We start from the raw sequence: 17,408 nt of genomic DNA on the forward strand, positions 1-17,408 counted from the left end.
AAGAGCGTGGCGTGTCCACACCGCTCGACCAGGTGCACTCGTCGCGGGTGCCGTCCGGTCCGCTGCCGCCCGGGCCGAGGGTGAACGCCTGGGAGCGGACCGGCGCCGTGGCGGACGATCCCCCTGTCGGTGTGCGCGAGCTCGTCGACGGACTGTGGCACCCCGGGGAGTTCCATCGGGCGGAGGACGGCACGGCCACGTGCATCCACCGTCGCCCTGTGCCCTCGGCGGGGGCGTGCTACCCGGTGCAGACGCACCTCGTCGACGCGGTCGGTGTGCGTTGGGCGGTCGACCACGACGGAGGCGTCCTCCTCCGTCGAGATCCCCGTGCCGATCGCGCGGACGGATGGCCCTCGACCACCCCGGGGGACGGCATCGCGCGGGTGGTGTTCACGGTCCAGCCGGGTCGATCCTTCGGCCGCTACCGGCATCGGGCCTGGCCGCTCTGGATCGCGGACACCGCCTACGCAGTCGCCGCGGTGCGCTTCCTGCTGGGTGCGAGGGCGGGGCGGGGGCAATTCGGACCCTCGGCCCGACTGCGCGGACTGCTCGGCGTGCCCCGCGCTTCCGACGTCGACAGCTGGCTCCGGCGGGGACTCGCCCCCGAGATCCCGCTCGCCGCGGTCGAGCTTCCGCACGCCCCGGTGCCGATCGACGCGGCACGTCGTGCTCTCGGTGCCAGACGTTCGCCGTCCACGTCCGCATTCATCGCCCGGACCCCCGCGCGAGAACGCCTGACGCCGCGCGGCGAGATCGAGCGCCTCGCGCGCGCGTCCGGGCAGGCCTGGGTGCGGGGCGCGAGCACCGTCCGCTCCTGGTCCGCGCCGACCACGGCTCCGGCGCCGGTCATCGGCACCGCGCTCTGGAACGCCCATCTCACCGCGGCCGGTCTCTGCTACCGCGCGGCGCTGGGCGGAGGCTGTGGCGCTCGCCCGGTGTCCGGCTTCTCCTCGACCGGAGGGCGATGGATCCTCCACGCGGTCGCCTTCCTCGACTCTCCCGGAGGCTCACGATGATGATCGTCCCCGAGCTGTGGCGCGAAGCGCGACGGCACCCCTGGCTCCTGGCTGGGACCACGTTCCTCCTTCTCCTCGTGTATGCGACGCACCTGCTGCAGGCGCTGGCTCTCGCGTGGTCGCTCGCAGCTCTCGTGCGCGGTCATGGGCAGGGCGCAGTCGTCGGCATCGGGGTGATCCTGGTGATCGGGGTGACGCGCATGCTGCTGACGATCGTGCAGGGAGATGCCGCCGCGCGCCTCGGCGGGAGGGTCAGAGAAGACCTTCGGGGCGCGGCCGTCTCCGCGGTCCTCGTGCCGCAGAGGCTGCACGACGCCGGTCTCAGGGACGGCTCGACCCAGCTCGCACTCGGCGACGGGATCGACGGTACGGACGCCTATGTGTCGAAGTACATCCCCGCCATGGTGCAGCTCGTCGTCGGCAGCCTGATCGCGGTGTGCCTCGTGGCGGTGCTGTCCCCGCTGATCGCGGTGTGCGTCGCGGCGGGGATCCTGCTCGCGGTGCTCGGTCCGCTGCTGTGGAAGCGCATGCTCGCCCGTCGGGGCTTCGAGCACTGGGACAGCTACGAGGCTCTCAGCGGCGACCTTCTCGAGTCCCTTCGCGGCATGTCGACGTTGCGTGCACTGGGAGACGTCCCCGCCACGCGGGCGCGCCTGCACACGAGGTCGGAGGCACTGCGCCTGGCCACCGAACGCGTGATGCGCACGTCGCTCGCGGAGACGGCCATCACAGACTTCGCCGTGCAGGCCGGCGTGGTGGTCGCCGCGGGGCTCGCGGTCGTCGCGGTCCTGACCGGTGAGCCGCCGGCCGTCGAGGTCTACGCGCTGCTGCTGCTCTCCTCCGAGGCGTTCCGTCCGGTGCGCGAGCTCTCCCGACACTGGCACGCCGGTTTCCTCGGCCTCACCGCCGTTCCAGGGCTCGCGACCCTCGGGGCGTTCCGTCGCACGCCCCCTCTCGCACCGACGCGGGGGGAGCCCGACACGCACGCACTTCCCCGGGGCCGGATGCTCCGCATCTCCGGCCTCTCCTACCGCTACCCCGGTGCCGATCGCGACGTCCTCCGCGGTGTCGATCTCCTCGCCGAACGCGGAGAGGTCCACGCGATCGCCGGGCCTTCGGGCGCAGGCAAATCCACGCTCTTCGACCTGGTCCTCGGATTCCTGCCCGCGGCAGCCGGAACGGTCGAGCTCGACGGGCGTCCGCTCCAGCCGAGCGATGTGGCGGTCGTCTCGCAGCGGCCTGTCCTCTTCGCCGGCACCATCAGGGAGAACATCGATCTGTTCGGTGCGGATCGGGAGGACGTCGAACGCGCCTGTGCCGCGGCGGGTGTGCTCGACGAGATCAGGGCCATCCCCGGCGGCTTCGAGGCGATGGTGGCGGAGGCCGGGACGAGTCTGTCGGGAGGACAACGCCAACGCCTCGCCCTCGCCAGGGCGCTGCTGGCCGGTCGTCCCGTGCTGCTCGTCGACGAGCCGACCAGCGCCCTCGACGACCGCAGCGCCCTGACCGTCGCCGAGACGCTCGAACGCGTCGCCGAAGAGAGGATCGTGCTCATGATCAGCCACCGCCCCGAGGCGCTCGCCCGCGTGGCCGACGTGCGGGTGCTCCGTGACGGGGTGCTCGTGGGGGAGGTTCCGTGACCTCGTCAGGGGCGATCCTCGCCCGGCTCCTTCCGCCGCTGCGACCGGAATGGCGTCGCATCATGGGCAGCTACCTGATCGCCACCACGAGTCTGTGCGCCCTCGCCACCATCGGGGTGCTCACCGCACTCGGCGTGGGCGGCGCCGTCGTGCACGGCACCTGGCCTCCGGTCGTCTGGTGGGTGGCGCTCGGCACCCTCGTGCTGTTGCGCACCTTCCTCACCTGGCGGGAGATGGACGTGTCGCACGCCCTCGCGTACCGGGTGCTGGCGCGGCTGCGGATGGCTCTCTTCGACGCCTACTCCCGGAGCGTTCCCGGGCGGCGGCGGGAGCACTCGGGCCGCGCGGCCTCCGTGGCGATGACCGACATCGAGAAGCTGGAGTTCTTCTACGCGCACACGGTGGCGCAGATCGGAGCCGCACTCACCCTGTTCCTCGGAGCCGTGGTCTGCGCGTTCGTCGTGATGCCCGTGGCGGCCCTCGTGATGCTCGGTGGAGCGGCCGCCGTCGCGCTCACCGCCTGGGCGGGAGCGGGTCCGGCGCGCCGGGTCGGGGCGCGCGAGCAGCAGGAGCGGGAGGATCAGTCGGAGCGACTGGTCGATGCTCTCGGCGCCGTGCGGGAGGTTCTCGCCTACGGACTGCAGGGCCGCGTCGTGCGCGAGGCCGTCGCCGGCACCCGGAGGTCGGTGGCGCTCACTCGTCGAAGGGAGGCCATCGCCCATCTCGTCGACGGCACGCGCGAACTGATCCTCACCGCCGTGGTGATCGGCGTGATCGCGGCGTCTCTGACCCTCGGCGGCACGGTGGGCGGCACGGTGGGCGGCGCTCAGGCCGCGCTGCTTCCCGCGGTGATCGCACTCGCCGTCGCCGGGGTGGCGGCGGTGGCAGAGGCCGCCCATACGGTGTCGGAGCTGCACCCGCTGATCGCGAGCGCCGACCGTGTGGGGGCGGGCCTGCACCGTCCTCCGGTCGTGGCGCCGGTCGAGCGCCCGATCTCGCTGCCCGACGGCCCCGTAGGGATGCGCTTCGAGAAGGTGTCGTTCTCCTACGACGACAGGACCGACGTGCTCGGAGGGTGGTCGATGGAGGTCGATCCGGGGGAGCACGTCGGTCTCGCCGGGCCGTCCGGAGCAGGCAAGAGCACGGTCATCGCACTCGCGGCCCGCCTGTGGGACCCCTCAGCCGGCACCGTCGCGCTCGTCGACGCGACAGGCGCCGTCTATCCACTCGGCCGCATCCGCGACGACGAGCTGCGCCGTGTCGTGGCGGTGGTGGAGCAGGACGCACGCCTCTTCCACGGCACGGTCCGAGAGAACCTGGTGCGCGGAGCCGACCCCCGCACCGATGAGCAGTTGTGCGACGCCCTCACAGCGGTGGGGGCCGATGACTGGATCACCCTCGACGATGAACTCGGCGAGCACGGCGCCCGGCTGTCCGGAGGTCAGCGGGCTCGGCTGGCCCTGGCACGGGCGCTGTGTCGTGCGCCGCGGGTACTCATCGTCGACGAGATCACGGCGAGCCTGGACGCCGAGTCCGAGCGCATCATCTCCGACGTGCTCGAACGGTTCGACGGGACCGTGATCGCAGCCTCGCACCGGCGCGAGACGCTGGGGAGGTTCGGCAGGGTCGTCGGTGTGGAGCGGGTGGGGGCAGGGGTCGGGTCTGCGCCTACAGCCGGTCCACTCCAGTGATGGTGACGACTGCCTCGCCCGCCTCGTCGGAGTCGGCGAGGTCGATCGTCGCGGAGATGCCCCAGTCGTGGTCGCCGGCCGGGTCGTCGAAGATCTGCCGTGCGGTCCAGACGGTCGGGCCCTCGGTGAGGATCAGCAGCTTCGAGCTGCGCGCGTCCGCTCCCGTGAGGATGTCGTCGTGGTCGGCGAAGTATCCGTCGAGCGCGTCCGACCATGCGTCGGCGCCGAACCCCGGATCGAGCTCGGCCAGCGCGTTCACGTCTTCTCTCGCGGCGAGCTGCACCCGGCGGAACAGTTCGTTGCGCACCAGGATGCGGAAGGCGCGGATGTTGCTCGTGAGGCGCTTGGGTGCGGGAGGCACGATCGGCTCGTCAGGTCGATGCGGGTCGAAGCGTCCGTTGTCGACGCCGGCGATCAGCTCTTCCCACTCATCGAGCAGGCTGGAGTCGACCTGGCGGACGAGTTCGCCGAGCCACTCGATGAGGTCGCGGAGGTCTTCGTCCTTGAGTTCCTCCGGGATGGTCTGCGAGGCCGCACGGTAGGCGTCGGAGAGGTAGCGCAGCACGACGCCCTCGGAGCGCGCGATCTTGTAGTAGGCGACATATTCCCCGAACGACATGGCCCGCTCGTACATGTCGCGCACGACCGACTTGGGGTGTAGCTCGAAGTCGCGGATCCAGGGCTGAGCCGCGCTGAACGTCTCGAAGGCCGCGGTCAGCAGCTCGTCGAGCGGCTTCGGGTACGTGATCTGCTCGAGCAGCTCCATGCGCTCGTCGTACTCGATCCCCTCGGACTTCATGGCCGCGACCGCCTCGCCGCGTGCCAGGAACTCCTGCTGGCTCAGCACGGCGCGGGGATCATCGAGGGTCGACTCCACGATCGAGATCATGTCGAGCGCGTACGAGCCCGTCCCGACCCCCTGGGCCGCTGAACTCGTCGACGCGTCGGGGTCGAGCAGTTCGAAGGCGGCGAGGGCGAACGGCGAGAGCGGCTGGTTGAGTGCGAAGTTCGGCTGCAGATCGACCGTGAGGCGGATGTCGCCGTCCGGCGTCTTCTCGACGATGCCCGATTCGCGGAGGGTGCGGTAGATGCCGATGGCCCGGAGTGCGAGCTCGCGCTGACGCCTCCGCGGTTCGTGGTTGTCGTATACCAGTGCACGCATATTGGCGAACACGTCGCCGCCGCGGGCGATCACGTTGAGCATCATGGCGCTCGTGATCTGCATGTGGGAGGTCAGGGTCTCCGGCACGGCGTCGATGAGCTTGCGGAACGAGGGCTCGCCCCATGACACGAAGCCGTCGGGTGCCTTCTTGCGCACGATCTTGCGCTTCTTCTTCGGGTCGTCGCCGGCCTTCTTCACCGCCGCGACGTTCTCGCTCTCGTGCTCGGGAGCCTGCGCGACCACCGTGCCGGCGGTGTCGTAGCCCGCACGACCAGCGCGGCCGGCGATCTGATGGAACTCGCGGGCGTTCAACTGCCGCATCCGCGTGCCGTCGAACTTGGTGAGCGCCGTGAGCAGCACCGTGCGGATCGGCACGTTGATCCCGACGCCGAGAGTGTCGGTGCCGCAGATCACGCGCAGCAGACCGCGCTGCGCCAGCTGCTCGACGAGGCGTCGATACTTCGGCAGCATGCCCGCGTGGTGCACGCCGATGCCTGCACGCAGGAACCGCGAGAGCGTCTTCCCGAACGCGGTCGTGAACCGGAACTCGGCGATCAGGGCGGCGATCTCGTCCCGCTGCTCGCGGGTGGCGACCTTGGTGCTCGACAGTGCCTGGGCACGTTCCATCGCTGCGGCCTGCGAGAAGTGCACGACGTAGATCGGCGCCTGCCCGGTGTTCAGCAGGTCGTCGATCGTCTCGTGGATCGGAGTCGTCTCGTAGAAGAAGTGCAGGGGGACGGGGCGCTCCACCCCCGTCACGGTCGCCGTCTCGCGGCCGGTGCGACGCGTGAGGTCGGCGGCGAGCTCGGTCACATCGCCCAGGGTCGCCGACATCAGGATGAACTGCGCCTGCGGCAGCTCGAGCAGCGGCACCTGCCACGCCCATCCGCGGTCGGGGTCGGCGTAGAAGTGGAACTCGTCCATCACGACCTGCCCGACGTCGGCGTCGGTGCCCTGGCGCAGGGAGAGATTCGCGAGGATCTCCGCCGTGCAGCAGATGATGGGGGCGTCGGCGTTCACCGCAGAGTCTCCCGTGACCATGCCCACGTTCTCGGCACCGAACACGTCGACCAGGGAGAAGAACTTCTCGCTCACGAGCGCCTTGATCGGTGCCGTGTAATAGCTGCGGCGTCCCGCCACGAGTGCACTGAAGTGCGCTCCGATCGCCACCAGCGACTTCCCGGTGCCGGTCGGCGTCGACAGGATCAGGTTGTTGCCGGACACGATCTCGATGATCGCCTCGTCCTGCGCGGGATACAGGCTGATGCCCGTCGATTCCGCCCATTCGACGAACGCCAGGTAGACGGCGTCCGGGTCCGCGGCGTCCGGAACGAGGGCGGGGTCGAGCCGCGGCGGGGTAGTCATGATCCCTCGATCATCCCATCCGCCGATGAGTGTCTGATGCGGCGCGAGGTTAGATCCTGCTGACCGCGCCGAAGTCACGCCGCGCCGAGGCGCCTCGGGATGCTCGGGGCCGCGCTTGGCATCATCGAACGACGACAACCGGAGGCTGCACGCCCAGGGGGGACGACGATGCCCGACCAGATCTTCACTTTCGCCGCACTCGCGCTGTACTTCGCCGGGATGCTGCTCATCGGCTGGATCGCCTTCCGGCGGACCGGCGACCATGAGGACTACATGCTCGGCGGACGGAACCTCCCGCCGTGGGTGGCCGCCCTCAGCGCGGGAGCCTCAGACATGTCCGGCTGGCTGGTGATGGGACTCCCCGGCGCCATCTACGTCTCGGGACTCATCGAGGCCTGGATCGCGGTCGGCCTCACGATCGGTGCCTACCTGAACTGGCTGCTCGTCGCCCCGAGGCTTCGGGCGTACACGCAGGTCTCCCGGAACTCGATCACGGTGCCGAGCTTCTTCGAGAACCGGCTGCGTGACACGACGCGACTCCTGCGTGTGGTCTCCGGAATCGTCATCCTCATCTTCTTCACGCTGTACATCTCCTCGGGCATGGTCGCCGGCGGGGTCTTCTTCGAGAGCTCGTTCGACGGCGACTACCTGACCGGCATGCTCCTGGTCACGGGCGTCACCCTCGCGTACACGCTCTTCGGAGGGTTCCTCGGCGCATCGCTGACCGACGTGGTGCAGGGTCTCATGATGGTGGTGGCCCTCGTGGTGATCCCGGTCGCTGCGATCGTGGCGATCGGAGGGCTGGCCGAGACGGGGGAGCTGATCAACGAGGTCGCGCCCGACCATCTGTCCCTGCTCTCGGGCACTGCGCTCACCGGCGGCACGATACTCGCCATCGTGTCCTCCCTCGCGTGGGGACTCGGGTACTTCGGGCAGCCGCACATCATCGTCAGGTTCATGGCACTGCGCTCGCCGCAGGAGGCGAAGAGCGCCCGACGCATCGGCATCTCCTGGATGATCGTCTCCCTCGGAGGTGCGGTGCTCTCCGGCCTCGTCGGCATCGCCTACATCGCCAAGACGGGCGTCGACCTGGCGAACCCCGAGACGGTCGTGCTGCTGATGTCGCAGACGCTGCTGCATCCGTTCGTCGCGGGTCTCGTGCTGGCGGCGGTGCTCGCCGCGATCATGAGCACGATCTCCAGTCAGCTGATCGTCTGCTCCTCGGCGCTCGTCGAGGACCTGTACGGGGTGTTCCGGCGGACGCCGCCCTCGCAGAAGACGCTCATGCTGATGGGGCGGCTCGGGGTGTTGGGTGTCGCGATCGTCGCAGCGGTCCTGGCGATCACCCCGAACGACACGATCCTCGGCCTCGTCTCGTTCGCGTGGGCCGGCTTCGGTGCCGCGTTCGGGCCGGTCATCCTGCTCAGCCTCTACTGGCGTCGACTCACCAACTGGGGTGCTCTGGCGGGGATGTTCGTCGGAGCCGCGACGGTGTTCATCTGGAAGGCGCTCGACACCGGGCTCTACGAGCTTCTTCCCGCGTTCGTGCTCGCCACGGTCGCCGCGGTCGTGGTCAGCCTTCTCACCTACACGCACGACGAGGAGATCCAGCAGGAGTTCACGGACACCGGTGCGATGGTGGCTCTGCCCCGTCCGCACGCGGTCGGCGACACCCCCTAGCGGGTCGCGGCGCGCAGCGCGATGCGGATCATGTCGCCGAACGTCTGCTCGCGCTCCTGTGCCGTGGTCTCCTCGCCCGTGATGATGTGATCGCTGACCGTGCAGATGGCGAGGGCGCGTCGACCGTAGTACGCCGCGAGGGTGTAGAGACCAGCGGCCTCCATCTCGACGCCGAGGATGCCGTGCTGCACGAACGGCTCCGTGAGCTCGGGGCGGGTGCTGTAGAACTGGTCGCTCGAGAACAGCTGCCCCACGTGCACCGTCGACTCGAGCGATTCGGCCTCACTCGCCTCGACAGCGGCACGCAGCAGCGAGAAGTCGGCCACGGGCGCATAGTCGAGCCCGTGGAAGCGCACGCGGTTGATGCCGGAATCGGTGCTGGCGCCGTTCGCGATGATGATGTTGCGGATCTTGACCCGCTCCGTCAGCGCTCCGCAGGAACCGACCCTGACGATCGTCTGCACGTCATAGGCGTCGAAGAGCTCGTTCGCATAGATCGCCATCGAGGGCTGCCCCATGCCCGAGCCCTGCACGGAGACGCGATGCCCCTCCCAGGTGCCGGTGAAGCCGAGCATGCCGCGTGTCTCGGAGTAGAGCTCGGCATCGTCGAGGAAGGTCTCGGCGATCCACTTCGCACGCAGCGGATCGCCCGGGAACAGGACGATGGGGGCGATCTGGCCGGGCTCTGCGGCGATGTGCGTGCTCATGGCCTCAGCGTAGTCAGCCTCACCCGGGAGCGCCCGCGAGCCCCAGCGCGGTGATGAGCTCGTATGCGGCCGAGCGGGCCTGCACGATCACGGTGCCCACCTGCACCCCCTTCGCGGACACCGAGAGGAGCAGCTGACCGTACGGTGCGAGGATGAAGCTGAGCAGTGACAGCTGGCTCTGCCCGATCGACACCGAGACGACGGCGGAGAGGCTCGGCTCCGTGCCCCGGGAGATGATCTCGGCCTCGGCCCTGGCGACCGCGAACAGCGAGCCGTTCATGGCGGCAAGGCGGTCTCCGGTCTCACCGAGCGCTCCGACCGACGCGATGTGCAGACCGTCGGCGGTGGACAGCACTGCCGTGGTCAGTTCGGGGAAGCGCTCCTCGAGATGACGCAGCCGAGTGAGTGCGGCCTGACTGACGACGCCCGCCCAGAGCGCCCAGTTCGCGGCCAGATCCGGATGCATGAGCGTGCCGTCCTGCGTCGGGCCGGACTCACCGGTCGACGCGGAATCGTCCGATCGGATGGGGACGTTCATGACTCTCCTCCCGGGAGGTCGAGGGCTGCGCACGCCACCCGCATCACGCTCTCGCGGTCGCGCGCGTCGGCGGCGAGCACGCGAGTGAGGGGTATCCGATGCCGTTCGAGGCTCTCGCCGAGCGCGCGGCGCACCTCGTCGAGGGCTTCGTCGGCCACGTGGGTGACGGCGATCACCGTCTGCTCGTGGTCGCCGGCGAGTCGCGCCAGCCACTCGGCGGCGTCCGCAGTGATGCTCCCGCGGTCTGCACGCAACCACAGCAGCATGCGGGTGTCGGAGGAGGAGACGCTCTGCCGGGCATGGGCGAAGCGGTCCTGGCCGGGAACCCCGATGAGCGCGACCGAGATCTCGTCCGTGGGCTTCCACGTGCCGTAGTCGAGCCCCACCGTTGTCGTCGTCTTGTCCGCATCGCCGTACTCGGCTGAGCCCGCCGAGATCGGGACGTCGGTATCCACGGTGACGACATCGCTCAACGCCCGGACCGCCGTGGTCTTCCCGGCACCGACCGGCCCCGCGAAGACGAGACGGAACCTCGTCGGCAGGTTCCGTCGTCGTCGGCGCACCCGTCTGGCCGCCGGTTGTGCGGCGGTATCGACGGTCGAGGCTTCGGAGCCGATCAAGCGTTCAAGGCCGCCACGTGGCGGTTCACGGCGGACCGGAGCAGGGCGATGTTCGTCGCCTGGCGGTCGGCGGCGAGGTAGATGAACGTGTCGTCGTCGATCATCTTGAGAAGGTGGAGCTGCGTGTCGAGCGTCAGCAGCATGTCTTCGAGCGTGGCCTCGAGGCGGAGCGCCTCGATCGTCTTCCGCTTGTTCTTCACCATCTCGCTGTTGTACGCGCTGGCGACATCGAGGTCGAAGTCCGGGCGGACCGAATTCGAGGCGAGCGGCAGGCCCGATTCGACGTCCACCACGGAGGCGCCGATGAACCCGTTGATGTCGTTCGCGATGTCGGCGATGAGTGCGTTCAGTTGATCTTGCGTGGCCATGATGATGCATCCCCAGTTCCGTCGTCGCGCAGGTGACCGCACCGTGCGGGCACCCCCAGTGCGCAGACGAACGGATAAAGTGTATAACGTTACCGACTGTGCTGAGCGACAGCGACCGGACACGCCTGGCGAGGAGTGATCGCCCGGTGCGGCTCAGCCCTCGCGGCGGCGCACGATCTCGTCGATCCAGAGCGGAGCGAACGGCGAGGTGCAGCCGGGGGCGGTCGGGTAGTCGGCGAGTACCTGCAGGCGCTCGCCGATCTCTCGGGCTCTGGCGCGATGCTCGGGGTGGAAGATGCCGATGTTCGCGAGGGTCTCGTTCATGGCCCATTGCAGGCGTGAAGGCGCCGTCGCCAGATCCCGCTCGATCAGGTCGAGCAGGTGCGAAAGCTCCAACCCCTCGGGGTCCTTCATCACGCGCACGGTCGTGAGCGACCACGCGGCGGCGGCGACGGTCGGGTCGGGGTCGTCGAACCAGCGCAGCCGCAGCTCCTCGGCGAGCGGAGTCTTCTTGGCGACGTAGTTGACGAACCAGTCGTTGACCTTGGGTGCGCGGGTCTCGCGCAGCATGGCGTCGAGCTGGTCGGCGCTGTAGTCCCTGGGGCGACAGATCAGGAGGGCGAGCAGCCGCGCAGGCGTCTCGCCCGTGGCCCACAGATCTTCAGCGAGGGGCTGATCCGTCTTGATGCGCTTCGCCAGGGCACGCATTCGGCTGAGGTTGATGCCGTGGTCGTCACCGCGCTTCTCGTTGGCTGCGCGCACCTTCGGGTCTTCCAGCGCGGCCAGTTCCCCGAGCGCTTCCCCCACGGTCATGTCTGACATGTCTCCAGCGTAGGCCGCTTCGAATCGCGCGAACGGTTCGATTCCGGCGCCGGAGACCCCCGGTTGCGTGATTCGAAGACGGGTCAGTCCTCGTCGACCAGCTCGCCGCGGATGCGACGGAGGTCTTCCATGAGCGACCCGATCAGGATCCAGTGCTGCGATGACGGCGGACGGATCACGAGGGGAGCGGTGAGGGCGGGGATCGCCGACGTCATGGTGTCGGGCTCCGGCGAGGCATCGGCGACCTGCACGGCGAGGCGGACGTCGTGCCCGGCTCGCCGCAGCTGCTCGGCGATCGCGGTGACCGCGGGCTCCTCGCCGATCTCGTCGTCGTAGTGGTCGAAGTAGGCGCGGGTCATGCCGATCGTCTGCGTCACGATGGGGGAGAGGCGATCGAGCAGCGCCCGCATCTCGCGCAGGTCGGCGCGGTGGGTCGAGCGCCGCGGGTTCAGCGTGAGCGACTCCTCTCCGGCGGCGATCGATGCTTCTGCAGCCTCCTTCATCGGGCGCAGCAGCCGCACCTCCAGCATCAGCTCCTGCAGCTTCGCGGGCGTCTGCGGTTCGGGCAGTGCGTCGGCCAGGCGATCCAGGCTCGCGGCGAGTTCGAGGCCGAGGAGCCCCACGTCCCGGCGGGCGGGCGCGACCAGCACCGGTGGCACGATGAGTGCGTTCACGACGATGCCGATCACCACGCCGATCAGCGTCTCCACGATGCGGGCGAATGCGTACTCGGGGCTGGACGACCCCAGCGCCAGCACGAGCATCGCGGAGATCGCGACCTGGTTTCCGGTGCCCGGAGAGGCGCGGAAGATCCACGCCACCAGCATCGCGACGACGATCGCGAGCAGCACGATCCAGCTCGGCGAACCCAGCAGCAGCCCCAGGGCGACGGCGATCACGACGCCGGCGATCACCCCGATGCTGCGCTCGAGCGCCTTCGACAGCGATTGGTTCACGCTGGGCTGCACCACCAGGAGGGCGGCGATCGCGGCGAAGACGGGCAGTTGCGCGGGGAACACCCATCCGGCGATGAGCCATGCGGCGATCGTCGCGGCGGCCGACTTCACGACCTGCAGTAGCGGGGAGCGCTGTGAGGCACGGATCGCGGCGGGGATGCGCATGACCTCAACGGTAGTCGTGCGGGTCGGCGCGTCGGGGTGCGCCGCTACGGAGCCGGCTGAGATGTCGAGCGCAGAGGCCCTTTCGCGATGTCGTCGATGAGCCATTCGCCGTCGACTTTGGTCAGCGTGTACTCGCGCGGCTGTGCGAACTCCGCCCCCGCCTCGGCGCCGAGCTCGTGGAGGTATCCCTCGGTGGCGGTGACGATCCGGAACAGGGACTCGAACCCGACCGTCGCCTTGGCGCGGCTCTCGTCGATGCTCGATGGAGTCCACGCGACGCCGGTCTGCTCGATCGTCAGGTCGTTGTCGACATACATCGCCACCAGGGCGTCACGGTACCCGGTGTCTGACAGCTTGGTGACGAAGAGCGGCGTGAAGAACGCCTCTTCCGCGACGATAGAGTCGGCCACGCTGGCAGGCGAGCGGTTGTCCGAGGCCCCGGAGTGCAGAGCCACGACCTGCTGCACGGCCTGCACATCCGCGTCGTCGAGCGGCAGCTGTTCTCCGGTGGAGGTGAGGGTCCACAGGGTGGCGTCCGGGTCGAACCCCGGGGTCGGTGTCGCGCTCGGCGCGTTCGATGCGGCCGGTGGGGTCGGTTCGGTGCAGCCGGAGAGACTCATGCTCCCCGCCAGCAGTGCGAGGGTGAGCAGGAGGGCAGACGTGGATCGGGATGGTGTCGTGCGCATGGGGGTCTCCTCGAAGGGGAGGGGGACCGGTCGGTCCCCCTCCCGGTGTCGTGCTCAGTTCGCGGGCGCGGCCTTGAGCTGCCAGTGCGAGGACCACCAGCTGCTCGACACGTTGCCGAACTCGACCTTGCCGGTGTTGTTCTCGACGTGCAGCGCGCCGGATGCGTTCTGGATCCGGGTGAACCCTCCGCCCGCGTCCGGTGTCGACCAGGAGGCGGAGGCACCGGCCGTCGCTGCGGTCCCGTGTCGCACGGTCGTGCCGTCCACGTAGAGGTACTGGTTGGTCCAGCGGTTGCGGTACTTCGTGGTGCCGGACGACGTCTCGGGAACCCATTGCGCGCTCCAGTAGCTCGTCGGCACCTCGCCGAAGCGGACGACCCCGTCGTTCGGCTCGATGTTGATCGCGCCGGCGCGGTGACGGTTGTTGATGAGCTTCCAGGTGGGGGACACGGCTTCGGAGTAGCCGGCGTTGTCCTTGTACACGCGCAGGTAGTCGACCTCCCACTGCTTGGGCCAGACGCTGTTCGGCTGGCCGGAGCCCGCGCCCGTGTAGATGTTCATGATGATGCCCATCGCGGTGTTGGGCGCATCGTTGAGCGTCTTCACGAGCTGGCCGTCGTAGTAGAACCGCAGCTGGGTGGGAGTCCAATCCATGGCGTAGACGTGGAACTCCGTGGTCGGGGAGCCGGACACCGGAACCGTGTCGAGCGACCACGATGAGAGGAAGTTCGGGTCGCCCCAGCCGTAGGCGGCGATGCGCCAGCTGTTCGGCGTGCTGAAGAAGGTCTCGATCATGTCGATTTCGGACTGGCCGCCGGTGGTGTTGGTGCCGACGAGCCACAGGGCCTGGTGCCCGCCGCCGCCCGCGTTGGAGTTCTTCGCCCGCACCTCGAAGTAGCCGTACTTGGTCGAGTAGCCGTCGAAGGTCGGCAGGTTGTTGCGGTTCACGGCGCTGCCGTTGAAGGGGTGCCAGTTGTTCTGGTTGTGGGTCTGGATCGCGGAGGACACCACAGTGCCGTCCTGATCGGGGTTCCACGGCGGTTGGTCCTTGTCGACGCGGAGCTTGATGGTGCCGTTGGAGATCGTGTAGCGCGCGGCGGTGTCGGCGATGTCCTCGGCGGGCACCCAGTGGGGCAGATAGTTCGGCAGCCACTTGTTCGTGTCGAGCGTCGTGCCGGTGAACTCCTCGCTGAAGTCGAGAGTGTATCCGGGTTTGTCGAGCGGGCTGGGTGGCGTGTCGGCGGCCCAGGCTGCGGGGCCGGCGAGAGTGAGGGCGGCTGCGGAGGCCACCACGGCGGCGGCCGCGGTGAGGCGACGTACGGATTGCGGGCGTGTCATCATGCTCCTCGGGGATCGACGGTGATCTTCACCCGGACGCGATCAGACGAACACGGCCGGCGAGGCAATTAACCCGGACTCTGTCGTAATTGTCAATACTCGCGAGCGAACAGCTGCTCGTGCACGGCCGCAGTGCTCACGGCGAGTGCACCGAGGCAGGGCGCGGCGGCTCCCAGCGCCGACGGCCGGACTTCGGGGAGGAAGAGGGCGCGACCGTCGAGCTCCCGACTCAGCGCTGCGGCGAGCCGCGTCGACGCCTCCGGGATGCTGCTGCTGATGACCACGGCGTGCGGATCGATCGCCAGGACGAGCGCCCCGAGCCCGTCAGCGATGTCCGCCGCGAAGTCTGAGACCGCTGCATGGGCCTGCGCGGACAGACCGTCGCCCTCGAGGAAGAGGCGTTCGATCTGGCCGGCGGCGCGGGTGGTGAGGCGTTGTTGAGCCTGAGGCCACGCCACGCGACCCAGCGCCCCGATCTCGCCCGCAGCGCCGTGGGCCCCGCGGGCGACCCGGCCGTCGACGATCGAGGCTGCGGAGATGCGGTTGCCGATCCGCAACAGCACGGCGGTCTCGTCCGCGCCGACGGCTCCGCTCTCGATCTCGGCGATGGCTGCGAGCTTGGTGTCGTTGTCGAACGAGATCCGTGCGTCGGGGAACGCGCGCCGCAGGTGCGCGTCGATATCCGCCTCCAGCCAGTCCGGCACGACGGTCGTCTTCACGGGGTGGCCGTCCGCGTCGACGATGCCGGGGATGCCGACGGTGAGCGCGGCGATCTCCCGAGCGCCCGTCGCCTCGTCGAGCAGCGCGGCCACCAGGTCGATCACTGCGGCAGCTGCATCCTCACCGCCGGAGAGGTCCTGTTCGATCCGGCGATGCGGTGCAATCACCGTGCCGCGCAGGTCGCCGGCGATGCCTGCGATGCCGTGCGGGCCGATGTCGATTCCCACCGACATGCCGTGCGCGGCCGCGAAGCTGTAGCCACGCGCCGGTCGGCCCGCCCGGTGGGGGCGCAGCTGCTCGGCGGCGACGAGTCCGTTCTCGAGCAGCGAGGGCAGCACGGCCTCGACGGTCGTGCGGGAGAGGCCGGTGACGGACGCGAGCTGGGTGGCGGTCAACGGTCCGTCCGCCTCCCACAGGGTGGTCAGCACGGCGTGATCGTTGAGTCGCCGCATGGCTGCGAGGTCGGTGCCGAGCGGCTGGGATGTCACGAGTCCTGACTACCACATCCGGCGATCCGGACGCTTGACACCGTGACTGCTCCGCCCTAAATTATGAATTACCACGGAGAGTTGCAAAATACTCCCTCCCTCACCCGAAGGCGACACAACCATGCAAAGACGCACCCGACTCGTCCTCGCGCCGCTCGCGGCCGGAACGCTTCTCGGCCTCGCTCTCACCGCCTGCGCACCCGGCGCGACGACCAGCGGCACCGGCGCCGATGTCGACGCCAGCACCGAGCTGACCACCGATGACATCACCCTGACCCTGATGTCGACTCCCGAATCCGGCGCAGCGACGGAAGCCACCATCGCTGCGTTCGAGGCGGAGCACCCGAACATCACCATCGAGTACTCCCAGACGAACTACGACGACTACAACCAGAGCGTGAACCTGAACCTGTCCGGCGACCAGTCGCCCGACATCGTCCTGCTCAACGCCGTGGCCAACACCGTGAAGAACAAGCTGGTGCTCCCGCTCGACGACTACGCCGGCCTCTACGGGTGGGACGAGTTCTTCCCCGCCAACCAGCTCAATCAGTGGCGGGTCGCCGAGGACGGCAGCACGCTCGGAGACGGGGGCGCGCTGTATGCCGCGCCCGCCGGCTTCTCACTGGTCGGTGCGTACTACAACAAGGCGCTCGCCGCGCAGCTCGGGATCGACGCTCCGACGTCGCCGGCCGACTTCGAGAAGGCGCTGCAGACCGCTGCGGCCGCCGGCGCCCTGCCGGTGCAGGTGGGCAACGCCGAGGGACACGCCGCGTTCATCGTCCAGCTCCTCGGCCAGGGGGCATCCGGGGCCGACGTGGCCAACGCCTGGGCCTTCGGCCACGAGGGCGAGACGTTCGAGACCGACGCGAACCGCGAGGCGGCGCAGACGCTGGTGGACTGGCAGAAGGCCGGTTACCTCGGAGACCCGACGACGGTGAACGGCACCGATCTGCAGGGAGCCGTCGACAACTTCACGGCGGGCAAGGGGCTGTTCCTCGTCGACGGCATCTGGGACGCCGGCAAGATCGGGGACGCCCTGGGGGCGGACGCCGGGTTCCTGGCCTTCCCCGGTGAGAACGTGACGGGAATCGGCACCTCGGTGGCCTACGCGATCTCCTCGCAGAGCGCGCACCCCAACGAGGCGGCCGCGTTCCTCGACTTCCTGCGATCCCCCGAAGCCAGCGAGCAGCAGTTCGCACAGGGGTTCATGCCGAACGATCCCACGGTCGCGGTCGCCGAAGACGGAACACTCCAGGGCGACATCGTGGCCGCGTGGGCTGAGGTCTCCGATGCCGACGGTCTCGTCGCGTTCAACAACAACGCGACCGCGACGATGAACGACGTGCTCAAGGCCGGCACGCAGCAGCTGATCGCGGGTCAGACGGGCGTCGACGACTTCCTCGCCGCCGTCCAGGCCGACTGGGCCGCCGCCCACGCCGGCTGATC

At 69.2% G+C, this 17,408-nt stretch carries 15 protein-coding genes; 5 read left to right on the forward strand and 10 right to left on the reverse strand.

The window, feature by feature from the left end:
- The first annotated feature begins 11 nt into the window (after positions 1 to 11).
- From AB4070_RS17430 to AB4070_RS17440, 3 genes are read left to right on the forward strand one after another with little or no spacing between them, the layout of a single operon-like run.
- Positions 12 to 1,016, forward strand: coding sequence for a hypothetical protein (locus AB4070_RS17430; protein ID WP_441981208.1), 1,005 nt, complete (start codon positions 12 to 14; stop codon positions 1,014 to 1,016).
- Positions 1,013 to 2,656 (forward strand): ATP-binding cassette domain-containing protein, encoded by a 1,644-nt coding sequence (locus tag AB4070_RS17435; protein WP_441981209.1) that lies wholly within the window; start codon positions 1,013 to 1,015, stop codon positions 2,654 to 2,656. The genes AB4070_RS17430 and AB4070_RS17435 overlap by 4 nt, the downstream gene beginning before the upstream one ends.
- Entirely contained in the window at positions 2,653 to 4,347 is a 1,695-nt protein-coding gene (locus tag AB4070_RS17440) for an ATP-binding cassette domain-containing protein (RefSeq protein ID WP_441981210.1), read from the forward strand. Before AB4070_RS17435 ends, AB4070_RS17440 begins: the two co-directional genes overlap by 4 nt.
- Here AB4070_RS17440 and AB4070_RS17445 read toward each other — a convergent pair.
- Positions 4,325 to 6,874 carry a DEAD/DEAH box helicase gene (locus AB4070_RS17445; protein WP_441981211.1) on the reverse strand — a complete coding sequence of 850 codons (2,550 nt, stop codon included), beginning with the start codon at positions 6,872 to 6,874 and terminating at the stop codon, positions 4,325 to 4,327. The genes AB4070_RS17440 and AB4070_RS17445 overlap by 23 nt on opposite strands.
- A 168-nt stretch (positions 6,875 to 7,042) precedes the next feature.
- On the opposite strand from AB4070_RS17445, the gene putP reads away from it, so the two are divergent.
- On the forward strand, positions 7,043 to 8,554 hold the full coding sequence (gene putP, locus AB4070_RS17450; RefSeq protein WP_441981212.1) for a sodium/proline symporter PutP: 1,512 nt from the start codon (positions 7,043 to 7,045) through the stop codon (positions 8,552 to 8,554).
- Here putP and deoD read toward each other — a convergent pair.
- From deoD to AB4070_RS17495, 9 genes are all read right to left on the reverse strand, one after another.
- Positions 8,551 to 9,261 (reverse strand): purine-nucleoside phosphorylase, encoded by a 711-nt coding sequence (gene deoD, locus AB4070_RS17455; protein WP_441981213.1) that lies wholly within the window; start codon positions 9,259 to 9,261, stop codon positions 8,551 to 8,553. The genes putP and deoD overlap by 4 nt on opposite strands.
- A 19-nt stretch (positions 9,262 to 9,280) precedes the next feature.
- Entirely contained in the window at positions 9,281 to 9,799 is a 519-nt protein-coding gene (locus AB4070_RS17460) for a hypothetical protein (RefSeq protein ID WP_441981214.1), read from the reverse strand.
- Positions 9,796 to 10,419: a GTP-binding protein gene (locus AB4070_RS17465; RefSeq protein WP_441981215.1), complete on the reverse strand. Its 624-nt coding sequence runs from the start codon at positions 10,417 to 10,419 to the stop codon at positions 9,796 to 9,798. Before AB4070_RS17465 ends, AB4070_RS17460 begins: the two co-directional genes overlap by 4 nt.
- The gene (locus tag AB4070_RS17470; RefSeq protein WP_282847504.1) at positions 10,416 to 10,787 is read right to left on the reverse strand and encodes a hypothetical protein; all 372 of its coding nucleotides are present in this window, start codon (positions 10,785 to 10,787) and stop codon (positions 10,416 to 10,418) included. The genes AB4070_RS17465 and AB4070_RS17470 overlap by 4 nt, the downstream gene beginning before the upstream one ends.
- Positions 10,788 to 10,940: 153 nt before the next feature.
- Positions 10,941 to 11,609, reverse strand: a complete 669-nt coding sequence (locus AB4070_RS17475) for a DNA alkylation repair protein (RefSeq protein WP_441981216.1) — start codon at positions 11,607 to 11,609, stop codon at positions 10,941 to 10,943.
- Between the two features lie 83 nt (positions 11,610 to 11,692).
- Positions 11,693 to 12,730 (reverse strand): FUSC family protein, encoded by a 1,038-nt coding sequence (locus AB4070_RS17480; protein WP_441981217.1) that lies wholly within the window; start codon positions 12,728 to 12,730, stop codon positions 11,693 to 11,695.
- A gap of 44 nt (positions 12,731 to 12,774) precedes the next feature.
- Positions 12,775 to 13,416, reverse strand: coding sequence for a hypothetical protein (locus AB4070_RS17485; protein WP_441981218.1), 642 nt, complete (start codon positions 13,414 to 13,416; stop codon positions 12,775 to 12,777).
- Between the two features lie 54 nt (positions 13,417 to 13,470).
- Entirely contained in the window at positions 13,471 to 14,754 is a 1,284-nt protein-coding gene (locus AB4070_RS17490) for a family 16 glycosylhydrolase (RefSeq protein ID WP_441981219.1), read from the reverse strand.
- Between the two features lie 92 nt (positions 14,755 to 14,846).
- Complete coding sequence (locus AB4070_RS17495) at positions 14,847 to 15,962, reverse strand: ROK family transcriptional regulator (RefSeq protein ID WP_441981220.1); 1,116 nt, start codon at positions 15,960 to 15,962, stop codon at positions 14,847 to 14,849.
- Positions 15,963 to 16,083: 121 nt separating this feature from the next.
- Here AB4070_RS17495 and AB4070_RS17500 point away from each other — a divergent pair, with 121 nt between their 5' ends.
- Positions 16,084 to 17,406: an ABC transporter substrate-binding protein gene (locus tag AB4070_RS17500; protein WP_441981221.1), complete on the forward strand. Its 1,323-nt coding sequence runs from the start codon at positions 16,084 to 16,086 to the stop codon at positions 17,404 to 17,406.
- Positions 17,407 to 17,408 lie beyond the last annotated feature (2 nt).

The sequence above is a fragment of the Microbacterium sp. 2RAF4 genome, assembly GCF_052115285.1.
GTDB lineage: Bacteria > Actinomycetota > Actinomycetes > Actinomycetales > Microbacteriaceae > Microbacterium > Microbacterium oxydans.

What these genes read in the sequence shown, in the direction of transcription:
- AB4070_RS17435 (WP_441981209.1), top strand. Translation starts at nt 1,013, where the DNA reads ATGATGATCGTCCCCGAGCTGTGGCGCGAAGCGCGACGGCACCCCTGG.
- AB4070_RS17445 (WP_441981211.1), bottom strand. Translation starts at nt 6,874, where the DNA reads ATGACTACCCCGCCGCGGCTCGACCCCGCCCTCGTTCCGGACGCCGCG.
- putP (WP_441981212.1), top strand. Translation starts at nt 7,043, where the DNA reads ATGCCCGACCAGATCTTCACTTTCGCCGCACTCGCGCTGTACTTCGCC.
- deoD (WP_441981213.1), bottom strand. Translation starts at nt 9,261, where the DNA reads ATGAGCACGCACATCGCCGCAGAGCCCGGCCAGATCGCCCCCATCGTC.
- AB4070_RS17460 (WP_441981214.1), bottom strand. Translation starts at nt 9,799, where the DNA reads ATGAACGTCCCCATCCGATCGGACGATTCCGCGTCGACCGGTGAGTCC.
- AB4070_RS17470 (WP_282847504.1), bottom strand. Translation starts at nt 10,787, where the DNA reads ATGGCCACGCAAGATCAACTGAACGCACTCATCGCCGACATCGCGAAC.
- AB4070_RS17475 (WP_441981216.1), bottom strand. Translation starts at nt 11,609, where the DNA reads ATGTCAGACATGACCGTGGGGGAAGCGCTCGGGGAACTGGCCGCGCTG.
- AB4070_RS17480 (WP_441981217.1), bottom strand. Translation starts at nt 12,730, where the DNA reads ATGCGCATCCCCGCCGCGATCCGTGCCTCACAGCGCTCCCCGCTACTG.
- AB4070_RS17485 (WP_441981218.1), bottom strand. Translation starts at nt 13,416, where the DNA reads ATGCGCACGACACCATCCCGATCCACGTCTGCCCTCCTGCTCACCCTC.
- AB4070_RS17490 (WP_441981219.1), bottom strand. Translation starts at nt 14,754, where the DNA reads ATGACACGCCCGCAATCCGTACGTCGCCTCACCGCGGCCGCCGCCGTG.
- AB4070_RS17500 (WP_441981221.1), top strand. Translation starts at nt 16,084, where the DNA reads ATGCAAAGACGCACCCGACTCGTCCTCGCGCCGCTCGCGGCCGGAACG.